Below are 18,874 nucleotides of genomic sequence, written 5' to 3'. Positions count from 1 at the left end.
CTAAATCCCCTTCATAGAGAGCGTGTATTACCCGAGCGCGGAAGAGAACCACCGCAAGATCTCCGCGCTCGCTGCGATACCGGACCTTTCTGTCACAGTAACGGTCGGCCGTTGCCAATTCAGTTCTTCCAGCTCACCGTGCCTGGGCCGGATCGCGAAATCGGAGTATTCGAGCATGTCCGCATCCAATGCGCCGTCACCAGCCGAGATCACGACGGCGGACTGATCCAGATCACCCGACTCGACCAGTCTGCGGCGCACCTCTGCCAGCGCTCGTGACTTCGAGACCGCGTCGGGCATCGTGTAGATCTTGCGGCCTTGACGCGAGACATTCCAGCCCCGCGTCACGCACCACCCATTCCATTCGGTTTCGAAATCACTCGGCATCACGGCCAGATCGACGACCAGGTATGGAAACAGGTCGTCGGCAACACGAATGGAGCTGACCCAACTCGAGTCGATCCGCGATTCCAGTTCCGCCTGAACCTGCGGCAACTCGGCGCCGGACTTACGGGTCGAACGGTCGATCTCGTTTCGCCAGTCGCGATCGGCCTCGCCGTCCACCAGGATGTTTCCGCCGTTGCTCGTGATCGCGTACTTCCACGGTCCGCCGGGAAGATCGATCCGCTGGAACTGCGCAATGGTCCTGGTCGTCGTCGGAATCACCGGAACCCGCGAGCTGAGCGCGGTCAGCAGTTCGATCGATTCGACGCTCATGTGCGAGAGCGGACCGCCGTTGTAGTACTCGACGCACAGCGGGCTCGGTGCCGAATCCAGGTCGGAGCCACTGGGATCGCCGCCGATCGCGGCCTGCGAATAGATCATCGTGCGGTCCAGATCCGTGGCGATCAGGACCTGGGACGCAGCGGTGTCCACACGGCTCACGTGATGTCCTTGATCAGGCCGACACACGAGTAGGCGAGATCCGGGACGACCTCGACCGGGACCCCACGGGCCTGTGCCAACAACCGGATGTGTGCGTGCTCCGGGGCTTCGAGTTCGCGCACCAGAACCTTCCAGGGAAGCCGGCGCAGCAGCACCCTGGTTGTTTCTCCGACACCGGGTTTGACGAAGTTGACCGTCGAGATCCCGTACTCGGCCTGCACCTTCTCCACCGACTCCCAACCGGCCCAGGTCGGCGTCCGATCGGAATCGAGCACTGCAGCAAGAGAATCCGCTGCGTCGCCGCGAACCGAATCGAACTCGGCCGAGACCACGTCGAGCAACCTGTTGGAAACGTCGACGTCGGCGAGGTCGGCGTAGAACTTGGCGCCGTGGAAATCGCCGGGCCCGATGAGGGTGTCGTTGAGGACAGTTCGTGAGACCAAGCCGGACACCGTCGAATTGAGGCACGCCGACGCGATCAGGAAGTCGTCACGGGTCCCGTACGTTCGCACGCAGTGTCCGGGGTCGGCGAGAACAGCCAGATCGGAGTCGAACTTCGCTCCGCCTGCCTCGTGGTACTCCGTCAACGCTGCGTCGAGTTCGCGGGCGATGGCGCCCTTGCCCGTCCAGCCGTCGACGAAGACGACGTTCTCCGAGTCGTGATGGTGCGCAAGATAATCGAGTGCGACGGAATCGATTCCTTTGCCACGGACGATGGACACCGCATAGTGCGGCAACGTCAACCCGCGGGTCTGCTGGGCCCAGCGCCGCATCAGAATCCCGATCGGTGTTCCGGCCCGGGCGAGTGAGACCAGCGTGATGTCACTCCCCCGCTCGGCCAAGACCAGGTCCATCACGGTCCCGACAGCGCGCGCCAACCGTGGAGCGCTCTCGGCGAGCACCGTCTCGAAAAGATCCCGGTATGCCTGATCGGGTTGGTACTCGATGGGGAGAGACTCGGCATAGTGCGCCTCACCCGACTGAATACGCTTCTCGCGCACGGATACATCCGCTTCGAGATCCACGTGCGAGAGATCCTTGAGCAGCCACTTCACTTCGCCCGGCGCGTACGAACCGAATTCGGGCCCGACCAATGGTTCGTTCATGACGAGCTCCCTGCTCTGGAATCTCGCAGCGCCGACGGATCGGCCCCGCGAACGGTGGCGATCAGGACGTCGGTGCCGGAGTTCCGCAACACCTCGACCACTCCGTCCATCGCCGTCAACCGATCGGTGTCGGCGGGCTCGTCGATGACCAGCAACGCAAGGGCGTCGACCGCCGCATCAGGCCACTGCGCGTTGTAGACGTATCGGGGTTCGTTCTCGCCCAGTTCGGGCGCCGGAAAGGTGAACCCGCGACGCAGCGGGTATCCCGGCACGTCAACGACGTAGGCGGGTGAACGCGTCGTGGTCTGGTAACGAACTGCTCGCCCAGAGCTTTCCAAGCCCGCAGCGATGCGCAGTGGCAGGTACATCAACTCCTCGTGACCGATCACGATCACAGCACGCGACGCGTCGATCGACGATTTGAGAATGAACACCGCTGCCTCGACGGCTGACTCGAATGCCGCGGTGTCGCCGTCGAGAAAGCCGTGCCTGCCACCGTCGGGGACATGTGCCGGCCACGGCAGATCCATCTGAGACAGCGTGCCGCGGCGATCACCGATCGGATTCAGATCCGGAGCATCCAGCGCCGTGACGCGCTGGGTCAGGCCGTCGGGCAGGACCGTCGAACCCGAAGCGAGAGAGACGTAGTCGATTCGTACATTCAACTCTGCCGCCGCGGCTTCGCCGGCGACTCGGTGTTCCTCGGTTCTCATGTCCACCAGCGAGGCCACGACGTAGCGGCTTCGCGGGCATTGCCCGTGCAGCGCCCGGATGGCATCGATCGCGGTGGCGCCGGTGGAGATCTCGTCGTCGACGAGGACCAGAGGCAGGTCGTTCTCGAACAGTTCGGCGGACGTCGGCTGCATCAGATGGCTCGTGGCGTGCGAGTGCCCCTCCTCGAACCCGGCGAGCGTCGTAGCACCTGGTACGTCGCGACGAGTCGAGTGCAGGTAGCAGTGAGCGCGCAGACGGGCCGCAACGCAATGACCCAAACCTGTTGCGGTTTCGGCAAACCCGAGCACGACGACGTCGACACCCTCACCGAGCGTTGTCCGCACCAGATCGCCGAGGTCGTCGGCAGCACCGATGACCACGGACGGCTCGGTGGGCACGTGCTTTCCCAGCACAGTGGACACCAGCAGATGAGCGCGACGCGGATTCCGCCGAAGTCCCGGGATCACCAGATCGGGCACCGAATGCCCGAGTGACGAATCACCGTGAACGAGGTCCAAGCCGAATTCTGCTGTAGCCCAGGGAACGTCCTTGGACTGGACAAGCTCTGTCATCGATCGACCAACGCCGTCAGCAACTCGACGAACGTGATTCCCTTGTTGGTCACACCGAACACGTGAGCTCGGAGCGCAGTCTGATGGGCCCAATTGCGGTGCGGCTTCATCTCGTTCATCTTGTTCCGGTAGCCGGACGCCTGAACTCCCCCGGCGTCGGCACCGAGAATGTCGAGGGCATCGTGATATTCCTCGTGCGTGACAGCGGACAGTGCATTGACCGCTGCGACGTGCGACGGGTGGATGACCGTCTTGCCCTGGATTCCGTTGGCTCGGTCCAGCGCGATCTCACGGAGCAGACCGTCGAGGTCGCGGCTGACGAGATGCTGACGAAACCGGACGGCGTCGTGTTCCTCGAACGGGGTGGCGCGCAGCATCGGCCGGAACATGCGTTCGTGATCGGCGAAGTACTCCCACACGGGCCCGGTGATGACAAAACCCGAACCGTCCGCGCGCCCGAGATAGTTGACGATGTCGGCGATGACGTCGACCACCACGCGCACGTCGTAGATGGTCAGATCGCGGTCACGACGGATGCCGAAGGTGCTGCACATGTCGGTGGCGCCGATGCGGACGGCAAGGATGCGATCGCGGTGCTGCCCGAGAATCCCACTGATGGTGCGCAATTCGAGATCACGCGTATCGCGGTGCACCAGCGCGGGTGATTCGAGTACCGGCATCGCGTAGAGATGCTTACCCAGCAGTTCGGATGCGTCCGCGACGGCGTCGAGAAACACGGGGCCGGACTCGCTGCCGAACTTGGGGATTACGAACCCGGTGAGCGCGGCGCGCCCCTCGGTCAACGACGCGGCGACCTTGTGGATGTCCGCGACTTCACGGACCCGTACGAACAGCAGCATGCCGACGGCGTCGGTGGACGCGATCTTGTCGAGAGCTTCGACCGCGTTCGCTCGCGCCGATTCGACCTCGTGATCGGCGACGGCATCCTCGAGATCGAGCACCATCGAGCTGACGCCCTCGGACGCACGCTTGCACACGATGTCGGCCAACCCGGCCCGGGTGGCAGGAACGTAGAGAGTTGCACCCAGAGCAATCGCGAGCAGATCCCTCTCGTCGGAATCCGCGAACGATCGAGGCGCATGCAGGAACAGTTGCTCCCGCACGTCATCCTCGAGATGTTGAAAGTGCTGCATTTCTCTTCTCTCTGTAACCGCAATCAAGTCCATGAAACGACCCCCTGTGACAACGCGTCGGGCAACTCCGATCCCCCGATCGGCCCGACCATTCAGTTTTTGCCGGCTCGCGCCCGCATCTTCTCGACAACTTCGGTGATGAACGTCGATACCGAGTCCAGCTGTAATACATACGACCAGTAGTCCGGATGAGTTCCCGACAGTGACGCACTCGCTCGCTCGATCCTTGCTAGTTGAGCATCGAGTACAGAGCCCCACTCCGCCACCAACCCTTGGTTAACAGCGAACATCTGGGCGTCTTTCAGCCGGAAACGAACCTCACGTTCCTTTTGGCTCGGATCTGCCCGGACTGCACGCAGAGTAGCGAGACGGTCCGTCACGGCGTCGGCACACGCTTCGGCGTCGGCGAGGTGCACGCGGGCTTCTGCCATCAAAGCCAGTGCATGTTCGGGGTTTCCCGCAGCCAACGACTGCTTCGCTTCCTTGAGATCGATGTCGGCCTGATCGATATGCGCTCGGCTGCGACTGCTGTTGTCGACGAGGTCAGCGGAACTCGCGGCGTTGAACTCGCGCAGCAATGCGGAGTACGCCGGATCCAGGCGGTCCACTCGAGTGCGCACTGCCGACAACCTGGTCGAGACCGAGGAAATCGTCATCTCGGCACGGTGCTGGGTCGACGGGGCTTCTGCCAATGCTTCCTCGAGCGCCGATACCGCTTCGCGGACACTCTCGGCCCGCGTGCGGACTGCGTCGGCGCGACCGGATGAGCGCGCATTGTCGAGCGCTGCAACCGCGTCGTCGAGGTGTTCGGAGGCCGTCACCACCGACGGGTACTCGCGATAGCGCTGATCGGTGGCAGCCAGTTTTTCCCGGACGGCGTTCGCCAGGGTTCGGGCCTGCTGGCCGAGGACGGGAATGGCGGACATCGTGACCGTCGCCTGCTCGAGGTGCGCACGATGCCCGTTGTAGAAGGCGTCGACGCCCTTTGCCGCCTCGACGAGTTCGGCTACCGACTTTTCGAACGCCGCCCGAGCACCGTTCGGGTTCTGGTGAAGTACCTGATCGTTGCCATAGCGCTCGGATGTGTCGAGGTAGTCCGACGCAGCCTGGAAGCACCGATCCCGAACGGGTTCCCACGCAGCGCGCAGCCCTCGCTCGGGGTACAGCTCGGCGGAAGCGTCGACTGCTGCCGACGCGATGGTCTGCCGCTTGTCCATGTCGAGGAACGCCGAAACCATGGCCGTCTGCGCCTCCCGCGCACGACTGACCGACTCCCCCACTCTTGCCCCCCGATTGAAGCGCTCCGACCATCTTCCCACCACGATTGAATCCTACGGGTCCAGCACTTCGCTTCTCGGTTCGTAATTCTGCTGTTACGGCGAACACACCGGAACTGCGGTTAGGGTGGTGGAGGTAAACACACTCCCAAGACGACTTCGCGTCGTAGTGGGCCTTGTCTCTCCTCTTGAAAGGACCCCTGAATGGGCGTCAGCTTGACCAAAGGCGGCAATGTCTCTCTCACGAAGGAGGCCCCGAACCTGACTGCAGTGGTCGTCGGCCTGGGCTGGGACGCACGTTCCACCACCGGAGCTGCTTTCGACCTCGACGCCAGCGCAATCGGCGCAGGCTCGAACAAGAAGGTCCTCTCCGACCAGCACTTCATCTTCTTCAACAACCTCCGTTCGCCCGACGGCTCGATCGAGCACAAGGGTGACAACACGGACGGCGAAGGCGAAGGCGACGACGAGCAGATCGACGTGAACCTCGCAGCGGTTCCTGCCGAGGTCGAGAGCGTTGTCTTCCCCGTTTCGATCTACGACGCAGAAGCTCGCTCGCAGTCCTTCGGCCAGGTCCGCAACGCGTACATCCGCGTCGTCGACAAGTCGAACGGCAACGAGCTCGCTCGTTACGACCTCTCCGAGGACGCTTCCACCGAGACCGCCATGGTCTTCGGCGAGCTGTACCGCAACGGTGCAGAGTGGAAGTTCCGCGCAATCGGCCAGGGCTACGCGTCCGGCCTCGCGGGCATCGCGCGCGATTACGGCGTCAACGTCTGATCTTCGCTCTCGACGAGCTGACTCGGGGAAGGTTCCGCAGTAGTCTGTGGAACCCTCCCCGTTTTCACGTTCGGATGCGGTGAGAGACCGCTTGCAGTAACCACTCTGCATTGACCAACTAGAAAGGGCCACGCTCCGTGGTACTGCGAATATTCGGTTTATCCATCGCAATTTCGATCCTCGCGATGATCGTTGCGTTCATCTACGGCGGACCCGAGGCACTGTTCCTCGTCATCATCCTGTCGATTCTGGAAATCTCGCTTTCCTTCGACAACGCCGTCATCAACGCCACTGTTCTGCAAAGAATGAGTGAATTCTGGCAGAAGATCTTCCTCACCATCGGCGTCATCATCGCCGTCTTCGGTATGCGTCTGGTGTTCCCGCTCGTGATCGTCTGGGCTGCATCCGGTCTCGGACCCGTAGCTGCACTCGACCTCGCACTGAACCCGCCTGCGGACGACGCCGCGTACTTCGCCAACGGCGAGCCGAGCTACGAAACCATCCTCACCGACGCTCACCCGCAGATCGCTGCCTTCGGTGGCATGTTCCTGCTGATGCTCTTCCTCGGTTTCATCTTCGAAGAGCGTGAGATCACCTGGCTGTCTTGGCTGGAGAAGCCCCTCGCTCGCATCGGCAAGCTCGATCAGCTCTCCGTCGTCGTGGCCGGCATCGTCCTGGTTCTCAGTGGTTCTTTCCTCGCTGCTGACGACAAGGTTTCCACCGTCATGATCTCCGGTGTTCTGGGCATGATCACCTACATCGCGGTCAACGGATTGGGTGAACTGTTCAATCTGCCGGAAGAAGGCGAAGAGGAAGAAACCGCCAAGTCCGGCGGCCCCACGCAGCTCGCGAAAGCGACCGGTAAGGCCGGCTTCTTCCTGTTCCTCTACCTCGAGGTCCTCGACGCGTCCTTCTCCTTCGACGGCGTCATCGGCGCATTCGCCATCACGGCAGACCCGATCATCATCGCTCTCGGCCTCGGCTTCGTCGGCGCGATGTTCGTCCGTTCCATCACGGTCTTCCTGGTCCGCAAGGGCACGCTCTCCGATTACGTCTACCTCGAGCACGGTGCGCACTGGGCCATCGGCGCTCTGGCCGTCATCTTGATGGTGTCCATCGGCGTTCACATCAACGAGATCATCACCGGCCTGGTCGGTGTCTTCTTGATCGGCGCTGCTTTCATCAGCAGCCTCATTCGCAACAAGCGAATCGCGAACGAAGATCCGAAGTTGGACGAGAACACTCCGGCAACTGTCTGACGTTCTTTTCACGAAACGCCCGCGACCAATTGGTTGCGGGCGTTTTGTTTGTTATGCCGGAATTGAAACTCTCTGCATTCACAGCCGCGCGCCAATTGCTCAGCCGCGCGCCAAATTCAGCCTGCGGGTGAACAATTGCCCTGCGGGTGCGAAGAACCTATTTGTAAGGGAAACCATGAACGAGATAGTCATAGAGCGCGCAACGGACGAGGACGCCGCGGAAATCCTTGTTCTACAACGCTGTTGCTGGGTTTCGGAAGCAATCTCCAACAACAGCATGGACATACCCCCGCTCCACGAGGACCTACCCACGGTCCGAGCCTGGGTTCAGGAGTCGACTGTCTGGACCGCACGACGCGGCAGCCGACTCGTCGGGGCCGTGCGAGGAACCGCGGACGGAACCGCATGGCAGATCGGTCGCCTCATGGTGGCACCGGACTTGGCGGGCAACGGCCTCGGCCGACGCCTCTTGCAGCACGTGGAACAGAACGCTCCGGAGCACATCACACGTTTCGAGCTGTTCACCGGAAGCAGGAGCCTGCGGAACATTCGCCTGTACACCCGAGCGGGCTACTCCCAATTGCCGCCGGACCCCAGCCACATCCCCGGAGTCGTCTACCTGTCCAAGCCGAACGCCATCAACTCCGACTGAACGGCGATACTGACTTCTGTGGTGAACATTCGCGTCGCAGCGCAGACAGACTTGCCGTTCTTACGTGAGCACGACTCACACATCGCAGCCGAGGAACTCGCGTCAGTGGTCCAACGCGGCCGGATACTCGTCGCCGAGGACAACGGTAATCCAATCGGATGGCTGCGCTGGGGCTTGTTCTGGGACGAGATTCCGTTCATGAACATGCTGACCGTCCTGTCTTCGAACCGCGGCCAAGGCATCGGGCGCGCTTTGGTCACAGATTGGGAAAAACGCATGAGCCGCGCGGGACACTCGCAGGTCCTCACCTCCACACTCGCCGACGAATCAGCCCAGAACTTCTATCGCGCAATGGGATACACCGACGCGGGAGTTCTGTTACTCCCAGGCGAGTCCTCCGAAATCTTCCTACGTCGAGACCTCGATACGACGACCGATCTGACCGATCCCCACATTACCCACGAGTAATATATGGTGGTCGTCACACCACGATCTCAGGGTGGGGCGTGGCACACCAATGTGGAGGACGAGTATGTCGTCAAGGGTCTTATCTCGCGCAGTTGTCGGAGTACTCGCGCTTGCACTGACAGGCGTCGGCGCACCGGTAGCGCTCGCGCAGCCAGTCCTTGCCAAGTCCCCCGATGACGGTTTCTACAGCTACGACGGCGCGGCACCCCTCTCGTCGTACGCTCCGGGTGCGGTCCTCGAGACTCGCACCGTGCCGTACACCGTGCTCAACATCCCGACCCCGATACAGGCAGTGCAGGTTCTCTACCGATCAACCGACGCCCTGGGACAGCCGTCCGCCAACGTCACCTCGATCCTGCGCCCGGCCAACGCCCAACCGAACAAAGTTGTTTCGTACCAGTCCTTTTACGATTCGCTGAACCCCGACGACAGCCCGTCGCGAGCCATCGCGGGTAACACCCCGATCGGCGACTGGACTCCCAGCGGACGCAACTTCAACATCGGCGGTACCTTCACGAGCATCGAAGCCGCGCTGTTCGGGCCGCTCTTCGCATTGGGCTACACGATCGTCGTCCCGGACACCGAAGGCCCGGACGCCAACTTCGCTGCCGGACCCGAATACGGGATGATGACGCTCGACGCTCTGCGTGCCGCCCGCGATGTCCCGGAAACCGGAATCACCGACGACGCAGAGATCGCGCTGATGGGTTACTCCGGCGGAGCGATCGCCACCAACTGGGCTTCGATCCTCGCTCCCGCATATGCACCGGAGATCAACGACAACTTGATCGGTGCCGCGCAGGGCGGCGTGCTGGTCAATCCGGCCAACAACCTTCGCTACGCGAGCGGAAGCATCGGGTGGGGTGGCGTTGTCGGCATGGCAGTCGTCGGCGTTGCGCGTTCGTACGACATCGATTTCGGGAAGTATCTCAGCGACCGTGGACGCGACGTCATGGCTCGACTCGAAGACGCGTCCATCGGCAATGTGCTGGCACAGTATCCCGGACTGACCTGGCAGGATCTGGTCAAACCCGAGTACGCCGATCCCAATACGGTTCCCGAGTACGTCGATGTCGTGAACAAGATCAACATGGGCACCGCGGCGACACCGACCATTCCGATGTTCATCGCGCAGGCGGCCAACGGCACCATCGAGGGCACCCAACCCGGCGGCCCCGGTGTCGGAGCGGGAGACGGCGTGATGATCACGGGCGACGTCCGCACCCTCGCACGCAAGTACTGCGACGCCGGCCTGGCGATTCAGTACGACCAGTACGACACCATCAGCCACTTCCTCGGCGCCATGCTCTGGCTCCCCGGTGCGCTCGCCTGGGTCGACGACCGCTTGAACGGCAAGCCTGCACCGTCCAACTGCGCGAACATTGCACCGGGGAACTCACTTGCGCCGCAAGAACATGCGCGCTGACTGACAGCGACCCCGAATCTACTTCGACGGCTCCACCTCCCAGCGAACGTGAGTCACCAACGGTTCCAGGCTAAGCCGGCTGACGGCGGATTCCAGGAGTCCGTCGTCACGCTCCGCGGCAGCCAGTTCGGCCACCACCCGCACGCGGTCGCTGTCCGGGATGTCGAAGGACTGCACTGACCGGAGCTGAAACTCGGGCCTCGAAATGGACTGCACGGTAAGACCTCTGATGTGAGCTTCGGCGTCGCCGTGACAGGTCACCTCGAAGGTGTAGTCCGCGGGCGGTTCTTCGCGTCCGGTTCGGGCAGGCTGGTGATCCATCATCCGACCCAACGGCCTCAACAGCGTGTTCGCCAACATGATTGCGCCGGCCCCGAACACCGCGACCCAGTACATTCCGCCTCCGGCCAGTGCGCCGACGGCGGCCGTGGCCCACAGAGTGGCGGCAGTGTTCAGGCCGGTGACCGACGCACCCTGCTTCATGATCACTCCAGCACCGAGGAAACCGATCCCCGAGACGATCTGCGCTGCGACGCGCGTCGGATCGGCGTCCGGGCCCTGAAACCCGTACGCGCCCATGATGACGAAGAGCGTCGCACCCAAGCTCACCAACGCGTTGGTTCGCAGACCCGCCATCCTTGCGCGCCATTGCCTTTCGATCCCGACGGCAGCGCCGAGGACGAGCCCGAGCGCTATCCGCACAAGGATGACGTGGATTTCCACGGTGAACTCCTAGAGCCAGGTCGCGAATCGACGAATGAACATTCCCTTGGCCACCTGCGTGACGACGCAGTATGCCCCGAGGGTGAGGACCAGCCACGGGAAGTAGTTCCACGGCAGTGAAACCAACCCGAGGGAATGACCCCAGGACGTGAACGGGAGCACCAGCGCGAAGACGCAGGCAGCGCCCGTGCTGAGCAGTACCGGCAGCGATGCACGCGACTGGATGAACGGGATCTTGCGGGTGCGGATCATGTGAACGATCAGCGTCTGCGAGATCAATGACTCGATGAACCAACCCGATTGGAACAGCGCTGCATGCTCGGGAGAGTTGGCGGCGAACACGAACCACATCAGCGCGAACGTCGAGATATCGAAGATCGAACTGATCGGGCCGATGAACACCATGAACCGGCGAAGGCTCTTGGTCTCCCACTTGCGGGGCTTCGCGAGGAAGTCGTCGTCGACACGGTCCCACGGGATCGTGAGCATCGAGAGATCGTAGATCAGGTTCTGCAACAACAGAACTACGGGAATCATGGGGATGAACGGCAGCAGGGCACTGGCGACGAGCACCGAGAAGACGTTCCCGAAGTTCGACGACGCAGTCATCTTGATGTACTTCTGGATGTTTCCGAAGGTACGACGCCCTTCGATGACTCCTTGTTCGAGTACACCGAGGTCCTTCTCCAGCAAGATGATGTCCGCGGATTCGCGGGCGATGTCCGCCGCTGTGTCAACGGAGATGCCGACGTCCGCAGCCCGCAGTGCGGGTGCGTCGTTGACACCATCACCGAGGAAACCAACCGTGTGGCCGACCCGGCGCAGCGATTCGACAATGCGTGCCTTCTGCATCGGATCCGTCTTCGCGAATACGGTTGTCCGCTGCACCAACTCGTCGAGGGCGTCGTCGCTCAACGCTTCGATCTCGGCGCCGGATACAACAGTTCCCACGTCGATACCGACTTTGCCGCAGACGGTTTCGGCGACCAGTTCGTTGTCACCCGTCACTACCTTGACCGCGACTCCGTGGCTCGCGAGGGCTTCGATCGCCCCGGCCGCAGATTCCTTCGGCGGGTCGAGGAAGGCCAGCAGTCCAACCAGGGTCATGCCCTCTTCGTCGGCCGTCGAGTACTCGCGGCGCTGCTCTTCGACGACTGTCTTGGTTGCCACCGCAAGCACTCGCTTACCTTGACCGTTCAGCTCCGCGACCAGACGGTCGACTCGGGCCAGCCATCCCGGTGTCAATTGGTGGGTCACCCCGTCCAGTTCCACCGATTCACAGACCGAAAGGAGCTCTTCCACTGCACCTTTGGTTACGATCAGATCGGCGTCTCCGTGGTCGACCACCACGGAGAGTCGACGGCGCTTGAAGTCGAAGGGAATCTCGTCCACCAACCCGTGGCGACGCGAGATCTCCTCGACCACTTCGGGACCGGCGGCCTCGATCACCGCGTCGTCGAGAAGACTGCGCAATCCGGTCTGATTCACGGAATTGACCGCCGCTAGCCGCAATACGTCCTCGGACTTACGTCCGGCAGTATCGAGATGCTCACCGAGAACGATGCGGTCCTCGGTGAGAGTTCCGGTCTTGTCCGTGCACAGAACGTCCATGGCACCGAAGTTCTGAATCGCGTTGATCTGCTTGACGATCACCTTCTTGCGCGACATGTGGAGCGCACCCTTGGCCAGGTTCGCCGTCACGATGAGCGGCAACATTTCCGGAGTCAACCCCACCGCGGTGGCGACGCCGAAGAGTAGTGCTTGGCTCCAGTCCTTGGTCAGTCCGTTGATGATGAACACCGCGGGAACCATGATCAGCATGAACTTGATCAGCAGATAGCTGACACTGCGCACCCCGACGTCGAAGCTGGTTTCGGGTCGCTTGGACGCCAATTGTGCTGTCATGGCACCGAAGTAAGTCCGCTTGCCGGTGTGTACCGCAACGGCGGTGCCACTGCCCGACACGACGGAAGTACCCATGAACCCGATGTTCTCGGCTTCGAGCAGGCGATCGACGTCGATCCCCGACGACGGGTCCGCCGACTTCTCGGCCGGCATCGATTCACCGCTGAGCATTGACTGATTGACCTGTAGATCCTTGGCCCGGATGATGCGGACATCGGCCGGGATCATGTCGCCGGCGGCAAGCTGGACTACATCCCCCGGCAGTAACTGCTCGATCGGAATCTCAGCCGTGACCACGGTGTTGTTGATCTTGCGGGTGGCCGCGACGGTCGTCGTAACCATCGCCTTGAGCGCCTCGGCGGCGCGACTCGAACGGTATTCCTGCCAGAACCTCAGTGAGACACTGACAAAGATCATCAACCCGAGAGTGATGATGCCCTCGTAGGAAGGACCGTCCTCGGGGTCCGCCCAGACCACGTCGGTCCCGACCATGATCAGGGCGAGGAACACCAGGATCAGGATGAACGGGTTCTTGAAGGCCCCCGCGAACTGCACGATTGCCGGCGCCGGGCGGTCGTGGCGGACATCGTTGCGCCCGTATTGCCGACGAAGATCGTCGATCTGATCGTCGCGAAGGCCGTTGGCCGTCGTGGTCAGATCGGCGAGGACGGTGCGCGTGTCCGAGGCCGAGTAGTCGACCAATTCCTGTGCGCTTTCCTTTGCCAGGACTGTTGAATGTGTTTGTTGTGCACTGTTTCTCGTGGGCCGTGGCCGCAATGCGAGAACGGAAAATGACATGACGAATCTCCTCGACTGCCAGCGTGCACGGGACAGTGCCAGTGCATGAGGGCAGCAGAATGCGCTGAACGACAACGGAAGTCGTCAGCGGACGCGACAACGCCGCGCAGATGAAACCGAGGGTGCGAAGGTCAGAGACTGACGAGCAAAATGCCGGGGTGAGCACCGTCGGTAAGAACAGAAGGATGGGTCGAATATCGACTCGGCGGGTCGTCCACGATGGTCACCTCCTGAAAGTTCGGGGCGTCCGATGACGCCACACAAAGTACATGCGCACAGCACACGCCAGGAGAACCGAATATCGACGTACTCTCGCCTTCGCCGGAAGAAACCGGCATCAAGCTGCGAAAACACCTCCACGTCCGAGTTTTGGCACTGCACGACGTGTCCCGATCAAGACCGGGAAGCCACTTTGGATCACCCCTTAAGCCGGGGAGATCTGTCCTAACCTTGGGCGTCTCTCGACGTCGTGAGATCAGTGGCCTGTGTTCGTGCAGAAGCCTCACCTAACGAGGTACTGCACCCAGAGGGTAGTTCTCAAATCTGTTGCCTGTCAACCGAGCAACTCAGACGGCGGGCAATCCTGCCCGTGCGACGGCGCCGGCGAAGAGTGCCGTCACGGCGGCACCCATGACGCTCTGATCAACTTCTTCCGGATCCACGGAGTGTTCGAGAACGAGCCCGGATATCAACGCCATCAACGAGATTGCAGTGGTCCGCACATCGAAGGAATCGTCCACTCCCCATTCACGGGCACGTTCACCGATCAACTCCACGAGTTGACTGCGCAAGTGGCGACGCTCACGTAAGTACGCCTGAGCGATCTGCGGATCACGTCCGGCGAGCACTCCGAATTCGAGGACGAGCAGTGACCACCCCGGGTCGTCGACCATCCATGTTGCAATGGCCTCGCCACCTTTGCCCGCCGCGTCGGCCGGGTTCATCCCGGCGATCTCGGCAAGCACACGGCCGGCCAGTTCGAGAGACCGTTGCGCGAACAGTTCGGCGAACAGATCTTGTTTCGACTCGAAGTTGGAGTAGACAGCCCCCTTGGTGAAGCCCGCGCGGCGGGCAACTTCAGTGAGACGTGCAGCACTGAATCCGCGCTCCGCAAACTCTTCCGCCGCAGCGTCGAGCAGTCTTTGCCGCACCACGTCACGTCCGGGGCGGGTTACCGGCGTCCAGTCCGGTTGACGAGATTCAGTCACGATACCTAGAGTATTCAATACCTCGGGTATTGACAAGCTCTTTACTTTCGACAAGATCAGGACTCTTTCGTGACCACTACGCATCCGGCACACGCCGCACCAGACAACAGCTCCACCCACGACGAACACCACCACGACAATCTGCTCGTGAAATACGGCGCGCCCAAGGTGATGGCCGCGCTGTTCGTCGGCGTGCTCCTGCTGCAGATGGGCTTCATCCTCAGCTACGTCGCCGCCTTCCATCAGCCGACTCCGCGAGACATCGAAATCGCGGTCATCGCCGATCAGGGCACACCGGACGGCATGGATCAGCAGATCGCCGACAAACTCAACGCCATCGACGGCAGCCCGCTCGACGCTCAGGTGGTCGACAGCACGGCGACCGCTCGCCGCATGATCAACGACCGCGAGATCCAGGGCGCGTTTGTCATCAACCCGGCCGGAGCGGACACCCTGATCACCGCGAGCGCGGGAGGCAGCTCCATCGCGACGTCGCTCGAAGCGGTGTTCACGAAGGTCGAGGCGACACAGGACCGACAGTTCGTCGTCCGCGACGAGATCCCCGTCGGAGCCCACGACAACCGCGGCCTCTCCGGCTTCTACCTCTCGGTCGGCTGGGTCGTCGGCGGCTATCTCCTTGCGGCAGCCATCGGACTGTTCATCGGTGCGCCGAAGACTCTCCGCCAGGCAAGCGCACACACGGGCGTGATCGCGATCTACTCGATCATCTCGGGAGCCCTCGGCGCCCTCATCACCTCACACGTACTCGGAACTTTCGCGGGCCACTGGTTCCCGCTGTGGATCCTGGGAACAGCCGTGGTGTTCGGCACCGCCATGTTCACACTCGGATTGCGCGCCGCCATCGGCGTTCTGGCAGTCCCGCTGGCTATCGCCGTCTTCGTGATCCTCGGCAATCCCAGTGCGGGAGGCGCATTCGGCTCCAACGTGATTCCCTCGTTCTACGCCGCCATCGGCCGGTGGATCACACCCGGCGCCGGCACCGAAGGCGTCCGGAGCATCGTCTACTTCAACAACGTCGGCGTCGGCCAGCCTGCTCTGACGCTGTTCCTTTACGCGCTGATCGGTGCGGTCATGCTGTTCGGCTTCACGATCCGTCGTAACCGAAAGTCCACCGACACGACGCCGACTCCAGCTGTGGCGAACGCCGACTAGTCCTAGTCTGAACTCATGACGAGCCTCCTCCACCCCAACGCCTCGCACGTCGCCGAAACACTGATCTCGCGGGGTCACCACGGCGTCATCGTCACGCAGCCCGACGCCACGCACACCGCGGCCGAGGCAGCGGCGGCCGTCGGGGTGGAGGTAGGCGCGATCACCAAGTCACTGGTGTTCCTTCTCGACGACGATCCGGTCCTGCTGCTGGTCTCCGGCGCGCATCAGGTGAATCTGAAGGCCACCGGCGAACGCCTCGAAGGCAAGCTCACGCGGGCGCCGCTGGAGATGGCGAAGTCGGCGACGGGCCAGCCGATCGGTGGGGTCGCTCCGCTCGGGCATCCCACCAACCTGCCGACGTACATCGATACCGCCCTCGAGCAGTACCCCGAGTTGTGGGCAGCCGCCGGGCACCCCAACACGGTCTTTCGCACGACGTACTCCGAACTCCTCCGAATCACCGCCGGCCTCGCCGTCGACATGGACTGAAGCACTTCAGCCAGCCCGGTCCGAAACCACTCAGACGTGCGTCCACCTATAGTTGGACGCACCATGTGCACTGCAACCAGGACCCCGGCCGGCAACCACTGGCGTCGACGGCACGTAGATCTGTGCCGCACCGACGCATGTCTGTGTATGCCGAGCGCAGTCACCTCGACCACACCGCACACCTCGAGTTCCAGCCGGAGAGTTCCCGTTGTCTGACAAGCCGAATGCCGTTTCCAGCCACACCACCCCCGACGTCCCCGAAGTAGCGGCGACGCCCGAGTTGTCCACCGGCATCTGCGCCGGTGACTACCGCGCTGCGCTTCGCCGCCACCCCGCCGGTGTCACCGTCGTGACCCTCGATTCGGGTACCGGCCCGGTGGGTTTCACCGCCACCTCGTTCTCGTCCGTCTCCCTCGAGCCGCCGCTCGTCTCGTTCAACATCGCGGAGACGTCGTCGAGCATCAATGCACTCAAGGCAGCCGAGTCCTTGGTGATCCACCTTCTCGGCGAACATCAGCAGCATCTGGCCCAGCGCTTTGCGCGTAGTGCCGATCAGCGTTTTGCAGACGAGTCACTGTGGGCAGTGCTCGACACCGGGGAACCGGTGCTGCACGGCACCCCCAGCTGGATGCGCGTCAAGGTCGACCAGCTGATCCCTGTCGGCGATCACACGCTGGTCATCGGACTCGTCACGCGGGTTCACGCCGAAGAAGACGACGAATCCGCTGCCGCACCGCTGCTCTACCACGAGGGCAAGTACTACCGCCCCACTCCGTTAGGTCAATAGACAACTGTGCGCCTTTATTAACCGCCCGCGGTTAATAAAGGCGCACAGCAAGTTAGAGCGCTACGTACTTGGTATCGAGATACTCGTCGATACCCTCGGTTCCGCCTTCACGGCCGAAGCCCGATTCCTTCACCCCACCGAACGGCGCGGCAGCATCGGAGATCGCGCCGCGGTTGACGCCCACCATGCCGGTGTCCAGCTTGGCCGAGACGCGCATCGCACGGTCGATGTCGCGGGTGTAGAAGTACGCCACGAGGCCGTATTCGGTGTTGTTCGCAGCCGCGATCGCTTCGTCTTCGGTGTCGAAACCGACCACTGCCGCAACGGGTCCGAAGATCTCTTCCTTCAGCAGGCGCGCGTCGGCGGGCACCTGGTCGAGGACCGTCGGGGTGAAGAAGAACCCGGGGCCTTCGGGTGCCGATCCACCGGTGCGAACGCGAGCACCCTTGGACACGGCGTCGTCGACGAGTCCGGTGACGGTTGCGAGTTGCTTGGTGTTGATCAGCGGGCCGATGTTGGTGCCCTCGGCGTCACCGGCGCCCACCTTCAAGGCCGCAACCTTGGCGGTGAACTTGTCGGTGAACTCTTCGCGCACCGAGTTGGCGACGTAGATGCGGTTGGCCGCGGTGCAGGCCTCGCCGCCGTTACGCATCTTCGCGAGCATTGCGCCGTCGACAGCTGCGTCGATGTCGGCGTCGTCGAAGACGATGAACGGCGCATTGCCACCGAGTTCCATCGACGTGCGGAGCAGCTTGTCAGCAGCATTGCGCACCAACAACTTTCCGACGCCAGTGGAGCCGGTGAAGGTGACCTTGCGCAGACGCGCATCTTCCATCAGCGGTCCACTGATGGAGGCCGCGTCGGACGTCGGGAGGATCGAGAGCACACCGTCGGGCAGACCTGCGTCGGCGAACACCTGACCGAGGAGCTGCATGGTCAGCGGCGTGTCCTCGGCGGGCTTGACGATGATGGTGCAACCGGCAGCCAGCGCCGGTCCGATCTTGCGTGTGCCCATGGCGAGCGGGAAGTTCCACGGGGTGATCGCGAGGACCGGTCCGACGGCTTCCTTGGTGACCAGGATGCGACCGTTACCGGCCGGAGCCTGCGTGAAACGTCCGCCGATGCGTACTGCTTCCTCGCTGAACCAGCGCAGGAATTCGCCGCCGTAGTTGACCTCACCGCGGCTCTCTGCCAACGACTTACCCATTTCCAGGGTCATCATCAGCGCGAAGTCCTCGGCGCGGGCGTGCAGCAATTCGAAGGCGGTGCGCAGAATCTCGCCGCGTACACGTGCCGGAGTGGCCGCCCAGTCTTCCTGCGCCGCAGCGGCGAGGTCGAGCGCGCGGATACCGTCGGCAGCGGTGGCGTCGGCTACCTGGGCGAGTTCCTCACCCGTTGCCGGGTTGTAGACCGCGAAGGTCTTCTCGGCCGGGACGAGCTTGCCGCCGAGCCAGAGATCCTTGGGTACCGAGTCGAGAAGATCCGAGACGTTGGACAT

17 protein-coding genes and 1 riboswitch are annotated in these 18,874 nt (G+C 62.6%); of the genes, 8 read left to right on the top strand and 9 right to left on the bottom strand.

Translation table 11 applies throughout. The features are described 5' to 3' along the window. Positions 1 to 27 precede the first annotated feature (27 nt). From A0W34_RS03130 to A0W34_RS03110, 5 genes are all read right to left on the bottom strand, one after another. Positions 28 to 885, bottom strand: a complete 858-nt coding sequence (locus A0W34_RS03130; protein ID WP_007727039.1) for a hypothetical protein — start codon at positions 883 to 885, stop codon at positions 28 to 30. Further along, a complete protein-coding gene (locus A0W34_RS03125; protein ID WP_003941082.1) occupies positions 882 to 1,991 on the bottom strand; it encodes a cysteine protease StiP family protein in 1,110 nt (369 codons plus the stop codon). The genes A0W34_RS03130 and A0W34_RS03125 overlap by 4 nt, the downstream gene beginning before the upstream one ends. Further along, positions 1,988 to 3,277 (bottom strand): phosphoribosyltransferase family protein, encoded by a 1,290-nt coding sequence (locus A0W34_RS03120; protein ID WP_081557300.1) that lies wholly within the window; start codon positions 3,275 to 3,277, stop codon positions 1,988 to 1,990. Before A0W34_RS03120 ends, A0W34_RS03125 begins: the two co-directional genes overlap by 4 nt. Continuing rightward, positions 3,274 to 4,431, bottom strand: a complete 1,158-nt coding sequence (locus A0W34_RS03115; RefSeq protein ID WP_070161536.1) for an HpcH/HpaI aldolase/citrate lyase family protein — start codon at positions 4,429 to 4,431, stop codon at positions 3,274 to 3,276. The genes A0W34_RS03120 and A0W34_RS03115 overlap by 4 nt, the downstream gene beginning before the upstream one ends. A gap of 92 nt (positions 4,432 to 4,523) precedes the next feature. Then, entirely contained in the window at positions 4,524 to 5,669 is a 1,146-nt protein-coding gene (locus A0W34_RS03110) for a hypothetical protein (RefSeq protein WP_007727045.1), read from the bottom strand. A gap of 243 nt (positions 5,670 to 5,912) precedes the next feature. On the opposite strand from A0W34_RS03110, the gene A0W34_RS03105 reads away from it, so the two are divergent. From A0W34_RS03105 to A0W34_RS03085, 5 genes are all read left to right on the top strand, one after another. After that, the gene (locus A0W34_RS03105; RefSeq protein WP_003941199.1) at positions 5,913 to 6,488 is read left to right on the top strand and encodes a TerD family protein; all 576 of its coding nucleotides are present in this window, start codon (positions 5,913 to 5,915) and stop codon (positions 6,486 to 6,488) included. A 137-nt stretch (positions 6,489 to 6,625) separates the two neighbouring features. Then, complete coding sequence (locus tag A0W34_RS03100) at positions 6,626 to 7,747, top strand: DUF475 domain-containing protein (RefSeq protein ID WP_046377871.1); 1,122 nt, start codon at positions 6,626 to 6,628, stop codon at positions 7,745 to 7,747. Between the two features lie 175 nt (positions 7,748 to 7,922). Next, the gene (locus A0W34_RS03095; RefSeq protein ID WP_081557298.1) at positions 7,923 to 8,399 is read left to right on the top strand and encodes a GNAT family N-acetyltransferase; all 477 of its coding nucleotides are present in this window, start codon (positions 7,923 to 7,925) and stop codon (positions 8,397 to 8,399) included. An 18-nt stretch (positions 8,400 to 8,417) separates the two neighbouring features. Next, positions 8,418 to 8,867 (top strand): GNAT family N-acetyltransferase, encoded by a 450-nt coding sequence (locus tag A0W34_RS03090; protein ID WP_081557297.1) that lies wholly within the window; start codon positions 8,418 to 8,420, stop codon positions 8,865 to 8,867. A 64-nt stretch (positions 8,868 to 8,931) separates the two neighbouring features. Further along, entirely contained in the window at positions 8,932 to 10,293 is a 1,362-nt protein-coding gene (locus A0W34_RS03085) for a lipase family protein (RefSeq protein ID WP_064074530.1), read from the top strand. A gap of 18 nt (positions 10,294 to 10,311) precedes the next feature. On the opposite strand, the gene A0W34_RS03080 is transcribed toward A0W34_RS03085, so the two are convergent. The 3 genes from A0W34_RS03080 to A0W34_RS03070 all read right to left on the bottom strand — a co-directional run bounded on the left by A0W34_RS03080 (position 10,312) and on the right by A0W34_RS03070 (position 14,870). Continuing rightward, the gene (locus A0W34_RS03080; RefSeq protein ID WP_003941187.1) at positions 10,312 to 11,016 is read right to left on the bottom strand and encodes an MgtC/SapB family protein; all 705 of its coding nucleotides are present in this window, start codon (positions 11,014 to 11,016) and stop codon (positions 10,312 to 10,314) included. 9 nt (positions 11,017 to 11,025) lie between these two features. Continuing rightward, the gene (gene mgtA / locus A0W34_RS03075; protein ID WP_081557296.1) at positions 11,026 to 13,719 is read right to left on the bottom strand and encodes a magnesium-translocating P-type ATPase; all 2,694 of its coding nucleotides are present in this window, start codon (positions 13,717 to 13,719) and stop codon (positions 11,026 to 11,028) included. Between the two features lie 347 nt (positions 13,720 to 14,066). Then, a riboswitch (M-box (ykoK) riboswitch) is annotated at positions 14,067 to 14,240 on the bottom strand. Positions 14,241 to 14,285: 45 nt separating this feature from the next. Then, on the bottom strand, positions 14,286 to 14,870 hold the full coding sequence (locus A0W34_RS03070) for a TetR/AcrR family transcriptional regulator (protein ID WP_029254386.1): 585 nt from the start codon (positions 14,868 to 14,870) through the stop codon (positions 14,286 to 14,288). Between the two features lie 126 nt (positions 14,871 to 14,996). Here A0W34_RS03070 and A0W34_RS03065 point away from each other — a divergent pair, with 126 nt between their 5' ends. The 3 genes from A0W34_RS03065 (at position 14,997) to dszD (ending at position 17,376) form a co-directional block, all read left to right on the top strand. Beyond that, entirely contained in the window at positions 14,997 to 16,100 is a 1,104-nt protein-coding gene (locus tag A0W34_RS03065; protein WP_075832018.1) for a hypothetical protein, read from the top strand. Between the two features lie 15 nt (positions 16,101 to 16,115). Then, positions 16,116 to 16,589: a YbaK/EbsC family protein gene (locus tag A0W34_RS03060; RefSeq protein ID WP_003941167.1), complete on the top strand. Its 474-nt coding sequence runs from the start codon at positions 16,116 to 16,118 to the stop codon at positions 16,587 to 16,589. 208 nt (positions 16,590 to 16,797) lie between these two features. Continuing rightward, positions 16,798 to 17,376: an NADH:FMN oxidoreductase DszD gene (dszD, locus tag A0W34_RS03055; protein WP_003941189.1), complete on the top strand. Its 579-nt coding sequence runs from the start codon at positions 16,798 to 16,800 to the stop codon at positions 17,374 to 17,376. 52 nt (positions 17,377 to 17,428) lie between these two features. Here the strand turns inward: dszD and A0W34_RS03050 are convergent, their stop codons facing one another. After that, positions 17,429 to 18,874 carry an NAD-dependent succinate-semialdehyde dehydrogenase gene (locus A0W34_RS03050; protein ID WP_064074533.1) on the bottom strand — a complete coding sequence of 482 codons (1,446 nt, stop codon included), beginning with the start codon at positions 18,872 to 18,874 and terminating at the stop codon, positions 17,429 to 17,431.

The organism is Rhodococcus sp. BH4 (genome assembly GCF_002079265.1).
Classification (GTDB): Bacteria; Actinomycetota; Actinomycetes; order Mycobacteriales; family Mycobacteriaceae; genus Rhodococcus_F; species Rhodococcus_F qingshengii.
The sequence above is the reverse complement of the archived record's forward strand: the minus strand, read 5'-3'. Positions and strand labels throughout refer to the sequence as shown.